Annotated in this window: 11 protein-coding genes; 2 read left to right on the top strand and 9 right to left on the bottom strand. The window is 65.0% G+C overall.

What is annotated here, in order from left to right; all coding sequences use genetic code 11:
• Nucleotides 1–47: 47 nt before the first annotated feature.
• The 8 genes from ACXJKC_RS15710 to ACXJKC_RS15675 all read right to left on the bottom strand — a co-directional run bounded on the left by ACXJKC_RS15710 (nucleotide 48) and on the right by ACXJKC_RS15675 (nucleotide 13,650).
• On the bottom strand, nucleotides 48–3,713 hold the full coding sequence (locus ACXJKC_RS15710; protein WP_456697683.1) for a hypothetical protein: 3,666 nt from the start codon (nucleotides 3,711–3,713) through the stop codon (nucleotides 48–50).
• 132 nt (nucleotides 3,714–3,845) lie between these two features.
• The gene (locus tag ACXJKC_RS15705; protein WP_456697682.1) at nucleotides 3,846–6,716 is read right to left on the bottom strand and encodes an ATP-binding protein; all 2,871 of its coding nucleotides are present in this window, start codon (nucleotides 6,714–6,716) and stop codon (nucleotides 3,846–3,848) included.
• A gap of 126 nt (nucleotides 6,717–6,842) precedes the next feature.
• The gene (locus ACXJKC_RS15700) at nucleotides 6,843–7,523 is read right to left on the bottom strand and encodes a TetR/AcrR family transcriptional regulator (protein ID WP_456697681.1); all 681 of its coding nucleotides are present in this window, start codon (nucleotides 7,521–7,523) and stop codon (nucleotides 6,843–6,845) included.
• On the bottom strand, nucleotides 7,465–9,411 hold the full coding sequence (locus tag ACXJKC_RS15695) for a flavin-containing monooxygenase (protein WP_456697680.1): 1,947 nt from the start codon (nucleotides 9,409–9,411) through the stop codon (nucleotides 7,465–7,467). Before ACXJKC_RS15695 ends, ACXJKC_RS15700 begins: the two co-directional genes overlap by 59 nt.
• A 92-nt stretch (nucleotides 9,412–9,503) precedes the next feature.
• Nucleotides 9,504–11,075, bottom strand: a complete 1,572-nt coding sequence (locus tag ACXJKC_RS15690; protein ID WP_456697679.1) for a class I adenylate-forming enzyme family protein — start codon at nucleotides 11,073–11,075, stop codon at nucleotides 9,504–9,506.
• Nucleotides 11,068–11,676, bottom strand: coding sequence for a nitroreductase family protein (locus tag ACXJKC_RS15685; RefSeq protein ID WP_456697678.1), 609 nt, complete (start codon nucleotides 11,674–11,676; stop codon nucleotides 11,068–11,070). The genes ACXJKC_RS15690 and ACXJKC_RS15685 overlap by 8 nt, the downstream gene beginning before the upstream one ends.
• Before the next feature lie 13 nt (nucleotides 11,677–11,689).
• Entirely contained in the window at nucleotides 11,690–12,436 is a 747-nt protein-coding gene (locus ACXJKC_RS15680; protein ID WP_456697677.1) for an enoyl-CoA hydratase/isomerase family protein, read from the bottom strand.
• A gap of 50 nt (nucleotides 12,437–12,486) precedes the next feature.
• Nucleotides 12,487–13,650 (bottom strand): acetyl-CoA C-acyltransferase, encoded by a 1,164-nt coding sequence (locus tag ACXJKC_RS15675; RefSeq protein ID WP_456697676.1) that lies wholly within the window; start codon nucleotides 13,648–13,650, stop codon nucleotides 12,487–12,489.
• A 119-nt stretch (nucleotides 13,651–13,769) separates the two neighbouring features.
• Between ACXJKC_RS15675 and ACXJKC_RS15670 the strand changes: the two genes are divergently transcribed.
• Together ACXJKC_RS15670 and ACXJKC_RS15665 are read left to right on the top strand one after the other, a co-directional pair.
• Nucleotides 13,770–15,335 carry an acyl-CoA synthetase gene (locus ACXJKC_RS15670; RefSeq protein WP_456697675.1) on the top strand — a complete coding sequence of 522 codons (1,566 nt, stop codon included), beginning with the start codon at nucleotides 13,770–13,772 and terminating at the stop codon, nucleotides 15,333–15,335.
• Between the two features lie 36 nt (nucleotides 15,336–15,371).
• Nucleotides 15,372–16,298 carry an SDR family NAD(P)-dependent oxidoreductase gene (locus ACXJKC_RS15665; RefSeq protein WP_456697674.1) on the top strand — a complete coding sequence of 309 codons (927 nt, stop codon included), beginning with the start codon at nucleotides 15,372–15,374 and terminating at the stop codon, nucleotides 16,296–16,298.
• 74 nt (nucleotides 16,299–16,372) lie between these two features.
• Here the strand turns inward: ACXJKC_RS15665 and ACXJKC_RS15660 are convergent, their stop codons facing one another.
• Entirely contained in the window at nucleotides 16,373–16,831 is a 459-nt protein-coding gene (locus ACXJKC_RS15660; RefSeq protein ID WP_456697673.1) for a VOC family protein, read from the bottom strand.
• Between the last annotated feature and the right edge of the window lie 36 nt (nucleotides 16,832–16,867).

Raw genomic sequence — 16,867 nt, 5'->3', positions numbered from 1 at the left:
AGTCCCAATAGTAGCTTGTTGAAGTTTAAACTAGATCACGGCGTGAACTATTCCCGCACCACCCGCAGCATGTCCTTCCCCGATCGGCTGGCCGTCGCACCCCGTACGGTGACACTGACCTTGCCGGTATGCGTGGCCCGCGGGATCCTCACCTTCTTACGAACGCCCCCGTCGAGCGAAGCCTTGCCCGAGACGACCTTGCGCCCGTTGATCCGAACGACATACGACTCGCCCGGCAACAGCCTGGTCGCCGTGACCCAGATCTTCGCGCCGCGCTTCTTGCGCTTATCGGTCACCTTGACCTTGAAAGAGGCCTTCGGCGTGGTCACGACCCACGGCAGCCGGGTCGTGGTGCTCGCACCGTCGGGAGCGGTGACCCGCACGTCGAGGGTGTGACGCCCCGGAACACGCGGGAGCGACAGCGCGCCGTTGTCGAAGCAGGACGCGTACGCCCCGCGGTCGCGCGAGCATTTCACGGTGTACCCCTTGGCCTTGAACGGCGGCAGCACGACATTGAGATCGCGCAGCGCCATCGCGAACCGGGCCAGCTTGGACGTTCCCGCAACCTGCCTGACCGTCGGATCGACGAACTTGGTCGACAGGTTGACCTCGTAGGCACCGTCGTCCGACACCAGCTGGTTCGATGACTGCAGGTACGTCGATGCCACCATCGTGTCGCTGATGCGCTCCGCCGGCCACGGGAACGGCTTGTCAGCCGCGCAGACCTTGTCGAACACCACATTTGGCCCGGTCGTGAGCTTGCACTTGACCTTGCCGGTGAACTTCCCGAACTCACTCTGCCCGTCGGCGAGCACCTGAGCGACCTGCACTGTGTAGTCGGGGTACTTGTTGCGGTACTGCCGGTTGAGGAACTCCGTCGGGGTGCCACGCAGGATGCTGCGGTAGCCGGGCTCGGCGGCCGCCTTGATCTCGACCGAGGCCAGCGCCGGTGGCGGCCGGAGCGCCTTGCCTTGCGGCTCCTGCTCGAACGGGAAGTAGAACATGTAGGGACCGATCGCATCGGCCTGAGGCGTCCCGGTGATCTGGAGGAACCAGCGGCTGCCGCGCTTCTCGAGGTCGGGCCGGACGCCCTCGGGCAGCTGCTCGACGATCGAGTCGTAGTACGGCAGGATCGTCAGATTCTGACTCTCCGTGAGCAGCGGCGACGGGAAGACCTCCACGACGTCGATGCGGGAGAACTTCCCGGCCGGCATCACGACGGACGGCGTCTGGCTCGCGTACTTCGGCCGGTGGTCGCCCTCGATGGGGAAGGTCTTGGTCGTCACGTGGCCGTAGCTGTTGGTGATCTTGACCGTCACCTCCGGCAGGAAGTCCTGATCGTCGGGGATACGGAACGTCGGCGACTCCGACCAGTTGCCGTTGGTCGGGGCGTCGTCAGGCAGGATCATCGGCCCCGTGTCGCACGACGCGATAGCGCTCTCCGTGTCCTCGCACTGCACCGTGTACGTCTTGCTGATCTTGTTGCCGCGGGCATCGTCAGCCCAGTCCACGTCGACCGTGAACGTGTCGGACCGCGTCGACTGGAGCATTCGCAGGTCGAGGAACAACGAACCGTCGAGGACACGGTCGTCGCGCACCTCGGCACTGAGCACCTCCGGCGCCGGCTCGTCCATCGTGAACTCCACGGTGCCGGTCCTCGTCAACGACGGAAGAGTCGTGGTCGTGAACGTTGCCGTGGCCCGGTAGCGACCGGGGTGCAGAAGCCGCTTCGAGACGGCCTGCTCATCCGGCAGGGAGATCGTCTCCACTACCGCCCCCTTGTCATCGAGCCGTTCGAGCGTCCACGAATGCGTACCCGTGAGGCTCTGGCCAGGCGTGGAGAGATTGTCGTCGAAGCGGACCACATTGTCCGCAGTCAAGATCCCCTGGACGCTCGGCAGCACGTTGACCGGCAGCAGGATTGGGTCGAATGGCAACAGCGTGACCGTCCTGGTGCCCCCGCCCGTCTTGGTGAACGTCCACTCGTCGACGAACTTGACCTGGTCGGCCCTTGGGAGCTTGGGCCGGGTCACGGAGAACTGCAGCTCTGCGGGGTCGTCGCCTTCCTGGTGGCGGATCAGCGACATCTGGGCCAGCTCACCGGTCTGGTCGACGTAGGTGAGCGCGAGCTGCGGTCGGTAGGCGCTCCAGGCGCCGGTGTCGCTGCGTCGCTCCGAGACCATGAGCCACCCCCTGCTGAACAGCACCCGGTAGTCGGAGACCGCCTTGCCGTCACGGTTCAGCGCGCCCGACGGCGCCTTGACATCGACACGCGGCAGCGAGGTGCCGTCGTCCGCGAAGTGCAGGTCGTCAGGTTTGGACTCGGTCACGGTGTAACCGGCAACCGGGTCGAGGATCGGGTCACCTCCCTCGTCGAACATCATCCATTCGGCGACCAGCGCCTCGAGCCCGTCCTTGAAGGCAGTCGTGTGGACGATGGCGGGTTCCTGTCCCGCCGGGTCCACCGAGTGCTCGATGTCGAGGCCCGCGTAATCGGCGATCCGCCCCCGCACGCCGAGCGGGTCGGTGTTGGCCGCAGCCTGCGCAGCCCGGTCGGTGACCTCCTCGCCCGGCTTGGCGTCTTCGGTAACCTGCCAGATCGCGACCGCCAGGACGATGAGGGCGGCGACGACGATGATCAACGGGCCGGCCGCAGCGGCCGTAGCGCCGAAGGCCAGGGCGGACACGTCGGCATAAGCCACGGCAGCCAAGGCTGTCGAGACCACCGTCGCCGACACCGCCAGAGCCATGCCGATGCCGATACCTGCCACCACGGCCACCCCCATGACGCCGACTGCGATAGCGGCTTCGCGGGTCTTGCCGATCATGTAACGGACCTTGGCATCGTTCGCGTGGAGGACCAGCGCCTTCGGATGGCGGTACGACGCCCACTTCTCGAACGTCTCGGACGGCGGGGTCCCGTTGGTGATCGTGTACGCCGCCTGCACCTTGGCTGCGGCACTGCACTTGATGGTGCCGATCACGGGGTTGGGCACCTCCGGCAGACCGCTGCCCGCTGGCGGGGCCGGCACCCGGTAGAGACACGGGTTCTTGGTCCACAGGTTGTACTCGGCGAGCGCCGCGTTGGCGGCCTGGACCTGGTTGGTCTTGTAGTACTCCTCCAGGGCGTCGTACGCCGACTCCTCCTGGGCGGTCATGGGCTTGCCGTACAGCTTCTTGTTGACGATGCCGTTGAGCCGCTTCTCCACGTAGGCCCGAACGTCCGGACGCGCGAACGACCTGATGAGGTCGTCGTTGAGGACGCCGTGCACGTCAGCGAGGACCGTGTAGGCCTCGTCGATGATCCAGTCCATCTTGTCGCCGGGCAGACCTCCCGGGGCTGTCGGGGCGTTCGTGATCTTGACGTCCTCGGGCGAGAAGAATGTCCCGTTGGGGTAGACCGTGTCGTGCGAGAGCCCCGTGCAGACCGTCTCCTTCGTCACCTCGATCGTGAAGCACTGCTTCGGCGTCGGCGCGGTGCCGCCGGGGTTGTCGATGACCACCGACGCGCTGCCATTGACCGGATTGCCGACGGTGACCGTCAGTGGCGGTGGCTGGGTGCCGCCGCCGACGTCGACCGGTGGCGAGGTGATGACCGTGACCGGATCATCGGCGCTGGCCGGAGACTGGGTCGTGACCTGGGTCAGGGTCACCACAAGGGCCGAGGCCAGCAGACAGGTTCCTGCGGATCGCAGCTTCGGTCGGATCTTCACGATGCAGCCCCCGTTGATCGGCTCGCCACTCGCCCCGACGGCGCACAGGTCGAGCAGCCTGTTGTTCGCGAGTATGAAGCTGCGGAGGCAGGCCGTGCTGCGAATGAACGGAGTCGGTGGGTACTCGGTGGGTCAGACCTTGTCGAGCGCGAGCTGGATCCGCGACTGGGCACCCGGGTACGGAACCGCGGAGGCCCGCAACAGCGCCTCGCCCAAACGCTGTCGAGCCTCGCGGCGACGTCCACGCAGCAGGAGGCAGCGCGCCTTCACCCGCTGGGCGTCGATCCCGTCGATCTGGTTGCGCGTCGCGGCCGCCCGTCGCAATGCCCTGTCCACGAGATATTCACCGCGGTCGACATCACCGAGGGCCAGACATGCCTCGGCCGCGGTCGACAGCAACATCACGTCGTGGATACGGGTCGGTGCTTCCTCGCCCAGCCACGGCTCCAGTCGGGCCAGCGCTGCCGACAGGTTCGCGTCGTTCAGCTCGAGTTGAGCGCGGCGCGCTTCGAGGTAGCTGACGAACTCGAAGGTCTGCAGATCAGGAGCCGTCGCGGCGTCGTCGTAGCACGCGACGGCAGCGACCACGTCGCCCTGACCGGCCCGCAGCACACCCAGGTAGGCCGGCGGTATTCCGGAGAAGAGGGTGGGCGATCCCGACCGGGCGAGTTCGACGCTGCGCTCGAGGTGACTCTGCGCCTGCTCCCAGTCGCCACTATAGAAGAGTGTCAGCCCGAGGTTCGCGGCATGGAGTGATTCAGCGTCGGCGTTGCCCGTACGGCGGGTGATCGACAGTCCGCGCTCCCCCAGGGCTCGCGCGCGGTCGAGCTCGCCGCGCATCGTGACCGACCACTGCAATGCCAGGGTCGCCCCGCTCTCGATGGTCAGGGCATCGACACTGGCGGCGAGTGAGATAGCCCGTTCGAGAACGTCGACCGCCTCGTCGGGCCGATCGAGGAAGAGCAAGGCAGTGCCCCGGACCGAATCAGCATCTGCCTCGACGGGGACGGAGCCCTCCTTCCGCGCCAGACGCGCGGCGCGTTCTGTCGCGTCTAGGCAGAGCTCATGCTGTCCCAGCGAGAGCCGCACCCGCGCCAAACCCGTGCTGAGCGCTGCGACCCCAGAGAGTTGCCCGTCCGCTCCGACGCCCTCCAGCTCCGCGACGACCTCATCGAGCCGGACCGCTGCTGCCTCGCCCTCTCCTCGTCGGTGTTGAGCTTCCGCGATCAGGCCTTCGACGCGCAGCCTCGCCTGACGATCGCCGATATGTCGATAGCCATCGGCCGCCGTGATCAAGTGGTCGACCGCTTCCTCGTACCGGGCGATCATCAGCTCGACCTGTCCGAGCCGCTCAAGAGCCACCGCGACGGCCGTCTCGTCGCCGACTTCCTCGGCCAGATCCTTTGCATGGCGGTAGAGCCGCATCGCCTCTGACTGCCAGTAGACCCCGGCCGCCACATCTCCGGCCAGCAGCACGAAGGGGATCGCCCGATCAGGCAGTCCTCCGGCTTCCAGGTGACGTGCGATCTCGGCCGAACGGCGCCTGCGCGCGGCAGGCGGTCGAAATTCGAGGCGCTCACCGATCGATCGATGCAAACGCCTGCGACGTACCGGGGAGAGGTCCGCGTAGAGCGCTTGCTGAGTCAAGCTGTGGTCAAAGGCGTACCGGCCTTCTTCGACGGTGAGCAGTCCCGACGCGACCGCCTCGTCGAGCGACTCCTCCAACGCGTCTTCCTCGGCATCGACGATCGACACATCCTGCGGATCGAACACTGTACCCAGCACACTGGCGGCCGCCAGGACGTCACGCGTTGCAGAGGAGAGGTGGGAGAACCGCTCGCCGATCGCCTCACGCACACTCGCCGGCGCCTCGACGTCGACCAGCTCACGGCAGACCCATCGACCGTTGACCTGAGCGAGGTCTCCCCGCTCGATCAGCGCTGTCAGTATCTCCACCGTGAAGAAGGGATTGCCCTCGGAGTGGCGATGGACGAGATCGCTCAGCTCGGCCGACACCTGGGACTCGTCGAGCCGCTGGGTAATCAGGCGGGCAGTCGTGTCTCGGTCGAAGCGCCTGACGCTGATCGCCTGGGTGGACCGTTCTCGGTGCAGCGAATGCGCAAGCTTCCGCACAGGATGCGCCGGACCGACCTCGGCGTCACGGTACGTCCCGAGCAGGAACAGCCGATCGGTCGTGGTGTGTCGCGCCAGGTGCGTCAACAACTCCAGTGTGGCGGCGTCGGCCCAGTGCAGATCGTCGATGAGGATCGCAACCGGCCGGTGTTCCGCGAGCTGCCGGACGAGACCGGTGGCCGCCCGGTGGAGGAGCTGCGCCGCATCAGGCGACGTCCAAACCCGCGGCTCCGCTGACGGAAACTGATCGGGAAGGAGCGTCACCAGCGAGGGCCAACGCTCGACCAGGCTTTCGCGGACCGACGACGGAGCGGCGTCGTGCAGCGCTCCGAACGCCTCGAACAACGGGACGAACGGCGTGTCTCGCTGCTGCTCGTAGCAACGTCCGCTTACAACCAGAAATCCGCGATCCTCAGCGAAGAGGGTGGCCTCCTGAGCCAATCGGGTCTTACCAACCCCGGGCTCGCCCGCAAGCAGCACGACCCCCGCCGTCCCCGAAGCCGCAGCATTCAGGGCCGCCGTGATCGCCCCGCACTCCCTGTCACGGGCAACAAGTCGAGCGGGCGGCTTCGCCCCCAAGTAACCCCCGATAGCCGGCGAACCGTCATGGTCTGCGAGTCGACGTCGTCCGGCCGCAGCGATGAGATCGCGGCGCGCGTGCTCGGTCAGGTCAAGCGCATCGGCCAGCAGCCGCACAGTGCTCGGATACGGCGATACGTTGATCGAGCGCTCCAGATTACTCACGGTCCGCACGCCGATTCCAGAACGCGCGGCGAGTTCGGCCTGCGTCAGACCTGCGGACTCCCGCTGGTAGCGGAGCACCGTCGCGAACGCGCTGGCGCTCGGCTCTCGGGAGGAATGGGCTGGCATCAGGGAGTGACCTTTCCGCTGCGAATCCTAGTGGTTCGCGACCTTCGAGGTCGATGCATCCGCCCGGCACACGGCTGCGTTACATCCGCCCCGCCACCTGGGAAACCGACATACCGGCGGGGGGAGTCATTGGTTCGCGGAGAGGCCCCGGCGGGTCAGCTCGCAGGCGGTCGAGACCAATGTCTCCAGCGAAACCGGACTATCGGCCCACCATTCAGGGGTCCAGTTGAGCGCTCCGATCACGAGCAGCTGCGCCGTACGAAGGTCGAGGTCCGGACGTATCTCGCCTCGTTCTCGCCCCTCCTCAAAGAGCCGTTTCCATACCCGGCCGTACCGACGCTGATCGACGCGCATGCTCTCGCGCATGTCCGGCGACATCTGCCCGACGTTGCGAACTGCAGCGGTCGTGTAGTCCGACAACTGATGAAGTGCACGCAGATGAGCCTCGACAGCAACACAGATCTTGTCGATCGCAGGAAGGTCGGGGTCCAGCGCCTCAACGGCAGCGGTGACTCGTGTCTCGGTGCCGATCTGGCCAGCTCGGATGACGTCTTCGATCAACTCCTCGCGCGAGGCGTAGTAGTAGTAGATGGCCGGCGCCTGCACGCCGGCCTCTGCTGCGATGTCACCCAATCGGGCCGTGGCAATGCCCTTCTCGCTGAGCACTCGAGCCGCCGATGCTCGGATACGCTCCTGCGTCTTCGCCGACTTCTCCGTCAGCGTGCGGGGCACCGCCGAACCGCCCACGTCACCCGCCGGCTCCGACAAGTGCGCGCCGGCCGACAGCGGGCTCGAAGACGAAGTCATCAGGATTGACCTCCCGGGTCATCTTCCAGTAGTCCACGACCCGCCATGGGGAGTTCGTGACGATGCGGCCATTGGCATTGCGGTACCACGTGTCCATCCCGCGGTGGCTCCAGATCATACGCGCGTGCGCCGCATCGACACTGTCGTTGTACTCATCGTGCACATCCTGGCGGACCTCGATCGAGCCAGCACCTCGCTGGATCATCTGGACGCACAGCTCGGCGACATAGCGGGCCTGGCACTCACCGGCGAACATATAGCTGCCGCCGTGCCCGAGATTGATGTTCGGCCCGTACATCACAAACAAGTTGGGGAAGTCCGGTGCCGTGAGGCCCAGGTACGCACGAGCATCCTCATCTCCCCACCGCTCGCGGATCGTCACGCCGCCACGCCCCTGGATGTCGAGCGGATACAGCATCTTCTTGGCCTCGAAGCCCGTCGCGTAGACGATCACGTCGAGGTCGACATGATCACCCGCAGACGTTGTCAGACCGTTCTCATCGATCGAGGCAACTGCGTCGGTCACGAGGTCGACGCCAGGCTTGCGCAACGCTTCGTACCAGCCATTGTCGACCAGCATGCGTTTGCCAAACGGCGGGTAAGTCGGCAGCGACTGTTCGAGCAGATCGTCACGGCCCTCGAGCTGGCTCGCGATGTACGCCGTCAGCACCCGGCGATGGGCATCGTTGACCGCATTGATCGACCGCTCCGGGTGCTCCCAGTCCTTGTCGATTTCAAGCGAAGGGTGCAGGCGGTCGTTGATGAGCCACGACAAGCGCAGCCGATACCAGAGGTGATAGTTGGGCACGTTCTCCATCAACCAGTGCACGTGCTCCGGGACAGGTGTCGAGTAGTTGTAGCTCGGTGCGATCCACTGCGGCGAACGCTGGAAAACCGTCAGATGCTCGACCTGATCGGCGACTGCCGGCACGATCTGCATCGCGCTGGCTCCCGCACCAACGACGCCGACGCGCAGCCCCGTGACGTCAAAGCCTTCGGGCCACTGGGCCGAGTGAAACTGCGACCCCCCGAACGAGTCTGAACCCTCGATGACCGGCACTGCAGGACGGTTGAGCTGACCGACGGCCGTGATGACGACGTTCGCAACGTGCTCGGTGAGCGTGCCGTCCGCGGCCCGGACCGTGACGTTCCAGCGTTGCGCCATCTCGTCGTAGACCGCTGAGGCAACTTCGGTCTCGAACTGCACCTGCTCGATGACACCCGTCGTACGGGCGACATCGCGGACATACTCAAGCACCTCGTCGCGCTTGCCGTAGTACGTCGACCAGCGCCGTGACTGATAGGAGAAGCTGTAGACGTGGCTCGGGGTGTCAACGCCACATCCCGGGTAACGGTTCTCGAACCAGGTGCCGCCGACGTCGGGGTTCTTCTCGAAGATCGTGGCGCGAATTCCTGCTGCCTTGAGCTCCACCGCCGCTGACAGGCCGGAGATCCCGGCGCCCACGATGAGGACCGAAAAGTCCTCCGCGCCCTCGACCTGGTCCCTTGTGCGACCGCCCTGCGTCACCGCCCGCATATCTTCGGCGAACATCGGGCCGAACTCCTCCGGGACCTGCTCGCCCATACACGTCGTGATCATCTCGACCAGCAGTTCGTCATCAGGCATGGGCAGCGCCATCGGCTCACCGCGGCCCCACGCCGTGAGGATGTCGAATGCGGACGACCGGATCTCGTCCTGGACTTCCTGCTCGAATCCACCCGTGTCGTTGTCGCTCATGCCTTTGGTGCGGACAGGGCGGTAAGGGGCGTTCAACCAGCGGCGGTCGCCGCTGAGCTGGAACATGACCATCAACAGCGTGGGCAGATTGGCGACCGCGAGCGCAGCGCGCAGCTCCTGCTCCTCGTATGGCATGGGTTCAGGACTCATGGATGCTCCTCGGTTGTTGAATCTAATATAGATTAAAAAATGAGATCCGGAATGTGCGCCCCATCACAGCCACCCGGATCAGCGGCGGCGTGTCAGGGGCGATCAGCCAGAAAGGCTTCGCGCAACAAGAACTTGCGGACCTTCCCGCTTGCCGTCATCGGCATCTGATCGACGACTTCGACATGGCGAGGAACCTTGAACGCAGCGAGACGTTCGCGGGCGAATTGACGCAGTTCATCGCCCTTGAGCCCTTCCCCGTCGATCAGGGTCACGTGAGCCAGACCGACCTCTCCGAGACGCTCGTCGGGTATGCCCTGCACCGAAGCGAAGGCCACGGCAGGATGCCGCATCAACGTCTCTTCGACCTCGATCGGATCGACGTTCTCGCCGCCCACCTTGAACATCTCGGTGATGCGACCCGCGAACCGCAGATAGCCGGCCTCGTCGATCGTCAAGGCGTCGCCCGTGCGGAACCAGCCGTCGACAATCGCTTCGCCGGTGACTTCGGGAAGTTTGTAATAGCCCTGCATGACGGGCGGACCTTTGACCAACAGGTGCCCCACCACACCGGGAGCCACATCGACTCCGCGCTCGTCGACCACGCGGATCCTCGATCGTGGAAGGGGACGCCCCACACTGGCAGCGCGCAGTTCAAGCGGCTCGTCGATCGATCCGAGCGACGTCATCGACGTGGTCTCAGTCATGCCGTAGACGTTGACCGCCGGACCCATGCGCTCGGAGACCAGCCGCACGAGGTCAGCCGTCCCCGGTGACAGGCACAACCGGATCGACGACAGATCGCGCTGATCGTACGACGGGTGCCTGATCTGATCCAGGTAGTGCGGTGCCACACCGTAGACCAGCGTGACTTGCTCGCGCTCCATCAGATCCAGCGATGCGCCGCCCTCGAAAACCTCGAGGAGGATCATCGTCGCGCCACGCGACATGAAGGTCACCGTCGCGGCGAGCGCGAAGATGTGGAACAGCGGGAGGTACATCACGGCGCGGTCGTCCGGCGTCAGCTGGATGCGATCGGCCGCATCGGTCATGTTGCCGATGATCCGGTGCGAATGCATGACGCCCTTGGGGAAGCCCGTCGTGCCCGAGGTGTAGAGCGTGAGCACGATGTCGTCCGCAGCGATCCCCGAAGAACGATCATCGGCTTCCTCGCGGCTCACCTCGTCAGCATGGGCCAGGAGTTCGTCGAGTCCCATGGCACCTGGAACAGCCGGGCCGGTCGTCACCACCGAGCGCACTGCAACGCCGTCGTGCGTGGCCACCGCTACCGACTCGGCCGCGAGATCGCGACCCCGGAGGCTGCCGGTCGTGATCAGCATGACCGAATCCGACTGGCCCACGACAAACGCGGCTTCAGAAACCGTGAAACCCGTGTTGACCGGCACGACCACCCCACCGGCCCGGATGATGCCCAGTTCGACGAGGATCCAGTCGAGGGTGTTGCCCATCCACACCGACACCCGATCACCGGGCTGCAGGCCCCAGGCCATCAGTGCCCGGGCGTGGCGATCGGCCTCGACGGCCAACTCCGCCCAGGTCAGTCGAAGATCGTCATGGACATAAGCCGTCCGCTCCGGCCACAAGCGGGCGGCACGGCGCAACAATCCGTCGATCGTGAGCCCGTCGATCACCTTGTCGTCAGTCACCTGCGGGACCCGCCTGACCCCAGCGGTCGTGATAGCTCACCTCATCGAGCGGACGACGCTTGGCCTCGCCCCATTTGCCGAGCGGATACCCCACCGGGATCAGCGCATAGGTCGTGACCTCTTCGGGAATTGCGAGCAGTTCCTTGACGAGCTCTTCCTCGAACAGATGCGCAGTCGTGAGCGTCGTACCAAGTCCCAGCGCCCGCGCAGCGAGCAACAAGTTCTGCACCGACGGGTAGACCGATGCGTCATGCCGACGTCCGGAAGAGCCGGTGTCGGCGCAGGCCAGGATCAGCACCGGGCTGAGGTGCAGGTTCTCCGCAAGATGATCGGCTGAGCTCAGCACCGCGGGCGCGATCTTCCCAGGTTCGGCGACATAGGGTTTGCGGCCGCGGTTCCAGCAACGTTGGTAGATCTCCTGCATCGCCTTCTTGGTGTCGGCATCGCGGATGACCAACCACCTGATCGGCTGCTGATTGCCTCCGGTCGGGCCCTTGAGGGCCGCTTCCAAGATCGTGCGGACATCGTCGTCGGACACCGGACGTTCCGGATCCAAGCGACGCATCGCCCGGGTGGTTCGAATCGCTTCAAAGAGTTCCATGACAGCTCCTGGTTCAAGTGGTTCGGGGGTCGGAGAGTGAATCGAGATAGGCCACCGTCGCCGCGATGGCCTGCGGATCAGTTGCCGAACGGGCCAGGGAGACAGCATCGTCATCAACCCCGGTAGCCGTGCTGCGGTCAGATATCGCGAGCAGGCGACGCATCGCGACAGTGGTTCCGTACGCAGGGCGACTTGCAATCAGGTCGGCCAGTTCACGAGCTCGGTCAAGCAACTCAGGTCCCGGCACGACGGCGCACGCGAAGCCGCGACTCAGCGCCTCGTCGGCGCCGAGCGGGCGGCCGGTCAACACCAGATCACGAACGACCGCCGGGCCGAGATCACGAACGAGTCGCTCCATTCCGCCCCAGGCCAGCGGGACGCCCATCGCCAGTTCCGGAACCACGAGTCGCGCACCTTCGGCCAAGATCCGCAGATCGCAGGCAGCGACAAGTGCAGCCGCACCCCCGATCGCGGCGACCTGGATCGCCGCGATCGTGATGAGGTCCGGAGACTCAAAAGCCGCGGTGAGCCGCGAGCCCTTCCTCGACTCCGCCTCGGTCTCGGCCGGGTCGACCTCGCCGCGTCCGAAGTCGTCGCGGAACTCCTCAAGGTCGGCCCCCGCCGAGAACATCCGGCCCTCCGCGGCGAGCACGAGGCAACGTACGGCCGGATCAGCACCGAGCTGCTCGGCCACCTCAGTGAGCTCGGCGACCATGCGCCGACTGAGCGCATTCAGCTTGTCCGGCCGGGTGAGGGTCACGACCCCCACCGGACCCGACAGCTCAACGCGTATCGTCGAGAACGCCATCGTCAGGACAGACGCTCGATCATCATGGCAATACCCATGCCACCACCGATGCACATCGTCTCGATGCCGATCTGCTTGTCGAGCGTCTGCAGATCGTTGATCAGGGTCGTCATGATGCGCGCACCCGTCATCCCGAACGGATGTCCCAGGGCGATGCCGCCGCCGTGCGGATTGAGCTGATCCTCGATCGAGATGCCCAATTCACGCGCGATCGGCAGCACTTGCGCGGCAAAGGCTTCGTTGAGTTCGACGACGTCGACATCACTGATCTTCATATTGTGACGTTCGAGCAGCTGTCCAACGGCCTTGATCGGCCCGACGCCCATGATCTCCGGCTCCAGGCCGGTGACGTGGGAGCCGATGATCCGCGCCAGCGGCGTGAGGCCGAGCTCGCGGGCCCGAACGTCAGACATGACAACCACCGCAGCGGCGCCGTCATTCAACGGGCAGGAGTTGCCGGCCGTCACGATGCCGTCCTCACGGAACGGGGTCGGCAGCTTGGCCAGCCCCTCCAACGTGGTCTGCGGTCGCGGGCAGTCGTCACTGTCGACGACGGTGCCGTCAGCCAGTGTCACCGGGGTGATCTCCTTGGCGAAGAAGCCCGCCTCGATCGCGGCCGCCGCGCGCTGCTGTGACAGCAGGGCGTACTCGTCCAGCTCGGAACGGGTCAGGCCCCACTTCGCCGCGACGTTCTCGGCCGTCTGGCCCATCTGGATGTACATGTCGTTGATGTAGTCGGGCCGGCTCGGATCGGTGAACCGCGGGTTCATCGCGACCGGGTCGTAGACGAAGGGGGAGCGGCTCACGCTCTCGACGCCCGCCGCGACGAAGGCGTGTCCCTCGCCCGTCGCGATGGCCTGGTGCGCCATCCGGATCGTCTGCAACGACGAGCCGCAACCGCGGTTGACCGTCGTGCCCGGAACCGATGCGGGCAGGCCGCCGAGCGCTGCAGCGTTGCGGCCAAGGTTCAGGCCCTGTTCCCCGTCGTGGCTCGCGGCTCCCATCATCACGTCAACGACTTCTGAGCGATCAAGCTCGGGGACCTTGTTCATGGCGGCGTCGATGATCAATCCGGCAAGGTCGTCCGGCCGAATACTAGTCAGCGAGCCCTTGAAGGCCCGGCCGATCGGGCTACGGGTCGCAGAAACGATGACTGCTTCGGGCATGAAGACTCCTGAACACTCTGGCAATGTGATTGAACTTACATTATAATAATGCTCAGAGATTCGCAACCACCCTGGAATTGCAGTGCAGTTCATCCGCCAAGGAAAGGCTGAGCATCAGAATGTACGACCCCACGTCGCACGCACAGACATGGCCCGACAGGCCCGCAGTGATCATGGGGGGCAGCGGCGAGACGCTGACCTGGGCCGAATTGGACGAACGATCCAAGCGACTGGCCCAGCTGTTCTGGGCCGAAGGGCTCCGCCCCGGAGATCACGTCGCGATCCTGATGGAGAACAACATCCGCTACATCGAGGTGTTCTGGGCGGCGTTCCGCTCAGGCCTCTACCTGACTGCGGTCAACCGCCATCTCACCCCGAGCGAAGCCGGCTACATCATCGACGACAGCGATGCGCAGGTCCTCGTGATGTCGGCCTACAAGGGCGAACTCGCGACTGCGCTGACTCCCCTGACCCCCAAGGTGCGCCGTCGGCTGATGGTCGACGGCACGGTGCCCGGCTACGACGCCTACGAAGATGCCATCGCGGCCCACCCGGCCGAAGCGCTCGCCGAGGAACCACTCGGCCGCACGATGCTCTACAGCTCGGGAAGCACGGGCCGGCCCAAGGGCGTGTGGAGGCCACTCACCGGACGGACCGTGCAAGAAGGCAAGCCCGCGCTCATCCCGGTCTACAAAACGCTCTACGGCATGGACGAGAACACGATCTACCTGTCCCCTGCACCGATCTACCATTCGGCACCGCTGCTCTTCAGCACCGACTCGATGGCCCTTGGGGCGACCGTCGTGATCATGGAGAAGTTCGACGCCGAGGAGTCGCTCGCGCTGATCGAGAAGTATCAGGTGACCCATGTGCAGTTCGTGGCCACGATGTTCAGTCGCATGCTGAAGCTTCCGCAGGAAGTACGCGACAAGTACGACCTGTCGAGCCTGCGTTACGTGATCCATGGCGCCGCACCCTGTTCTATTCCGATCAAGCAGGCCATGATCGATTGGCTCGGACCGATCCTCTACGAGTACTACGCGGGAACCGAAGACACCGGTGCCACGGTCATCAGCTCCCACGAATGGCTCGAGCACAAGGGATCGGTCGGACAGGCCGCCCTGGAGTCGACGATCCACATCTGCGATCCCACGGGACGCGAGCTGCCCGTCGGCGAAGTCGGACGGATCTACTTCGAAACCTCCGAAGTCGTGGCTGGATTCCAGTACTACGGAGAGCCGGAAAAGACTGCGGGCGCACACCATCCTGACCACCCCAACTGGACCGCGCTGGGCGATCTTGGGCGGCTCGACGAGGACGGCTATCTCTACCTCGCCGATCGAGAGTCGTTCATGATCATCGCGGGCGGCGTCAACATCTACCCGCAGGAGATCGAAGACGTCCTGATTTCACACCCCCTGGTCCAGGACGTCGCGGTCTTCGGCGTGCCCAACGAAGACCTGGGCGAAGAGGTCAAGGCCGTGGTGCAACTCGTAGATCCGGCCCTCGAAGGCGATGCCACCACGGCCGCGCTCATGGCCCACTGCGAAGAGTATCTGGCCAAGTTCAAGTGGCCGAGATCGATCGACTTCCTCAGCGACTTCCCCCGTTCACCCACCGGCAAGCTGCACAAGGCCCCCCTGCGCGACACGTACTGGGCCGGCCACGATTCGCGCATCATCTGATCCAGCTGGACAACTCACCAACAGGAGATAACACGCATGAGCTTGGTTGAATACGAAGGTCGCTCCGTCATCGTCACCGGCGCCGGAGGCGGGCTGGGTCGCGAATATGCCCTTGCACTGGCCCGACACGGGGCGCGGGTCATGGTCAACGACCTGGGCGGCACAGTCAATGGCGAAGGCGGAAGCGCCAGCATGGCCGACGGAGTCGTGCAGGAGATCCGCGATCTCGGAGGAGAAGCCGTCGCAAATCACGACAGCGTCTCGACCCCCGAAGGCGGTCAGTCGATCGTCGACTCGACGATGGACGCATTCGGCCGAGTCGACGCAGTCATCCACAACGCAGGAATCCTGCGCGACAGGTCGCTGCACAACTTGACCGCTCAGGAAGTGGACGACGTCATCGACGTGCACCTCAAGGGCGGATTCAACGTCACGATCCCAGCCTTCAAGGTCATGAAGGAGGCCCGGTACGGACGGATCGTCATGACCTCGTCATCGTCCGGGCTGCTGGGCAACTTCGGCCAGGCCAACTACGGTGCGGCCAAGACTGGGCTGGTCGGCCTCGTGCACGTCGCCGCGATCGAAGGAGCCAAGCACGGGATCTTGGCCAATGTGATCGCCCCGGGCGCCCGCACCCGGATGACCGAAGGGATGCTCGGCGACATGGAGGCACTGCTCGATCCGGCGCAAGTGGCCGCGATGGCGGTGTACCTCGCATCGCCGCAGTGCACCCAGACCCACGAGATCTTCTCAGCCGGCGGTGGCCGATTCGCTCGCTACGTCGTGGGCGTCAACGCCGGCTGGTTCACGCCCGACGGCCCGGCATCGGCCGATGACGTCTTGTCGAACATCGACCAGATCCGCGACATCGAGGATCTGCACGTGTTCGACAACGGCATCGACGAGATGGGCTTGCTGCACAAGCTGGCGGTCGAGGCTGGAGCACTCAGCCCGTCAGCCTGACGCTGTGGGGTTTCCTCCCCAGACCAAAGAGAACTGCCCGGTCACCATCGTGACCGGGCAGTTCTCTTACTTGTTCAGACAGGCACTGGGCCGCCGTCGAGCATCGCCTCGATCATGCTCGGGCCCTCGTACTGAACCATGCACATCCGGAGGCCGTGTGCCTCGCGGGCGCCCCAGACGGCTTCGCGCATGCGGCCGATACGGATATTGGAGACCAGCCGGTAGCCCTTGGCACGCATTTCGACAATGGCCTCCTCGATGTCATCGACCTTGAAGTGGATGTTGCGCACCCGCTCCCGACTCGTCGGAGGGTGGGCCTGAATCAGCTCGAGATAGCCGGACTTGTCCATCGCCATGCTCATACGCGTGCCCTGAGCATGCGGGGGCTCGTCGGCAGGCAACTCCTCAATGACCGGGGTGTCATCGAACTCGATCCTGATGAATTCGACCCCGAGTAGATCCGTAAACTCCCTCATCGCCGCGTCGAGGTCTGAAACCTCCAGGCCGACAAGCTCCATACGTTCCAGCTTCATATCTGTTCTCCGATCGTGAATGACAGCGGGCAAGCA

It is taken from the genome of Aeromicrobium sp. P5_D10, assembly GCF_054049535.1.
This window is presented reverse-complemented; position numbering and strand designations above follow the sequence as displayed.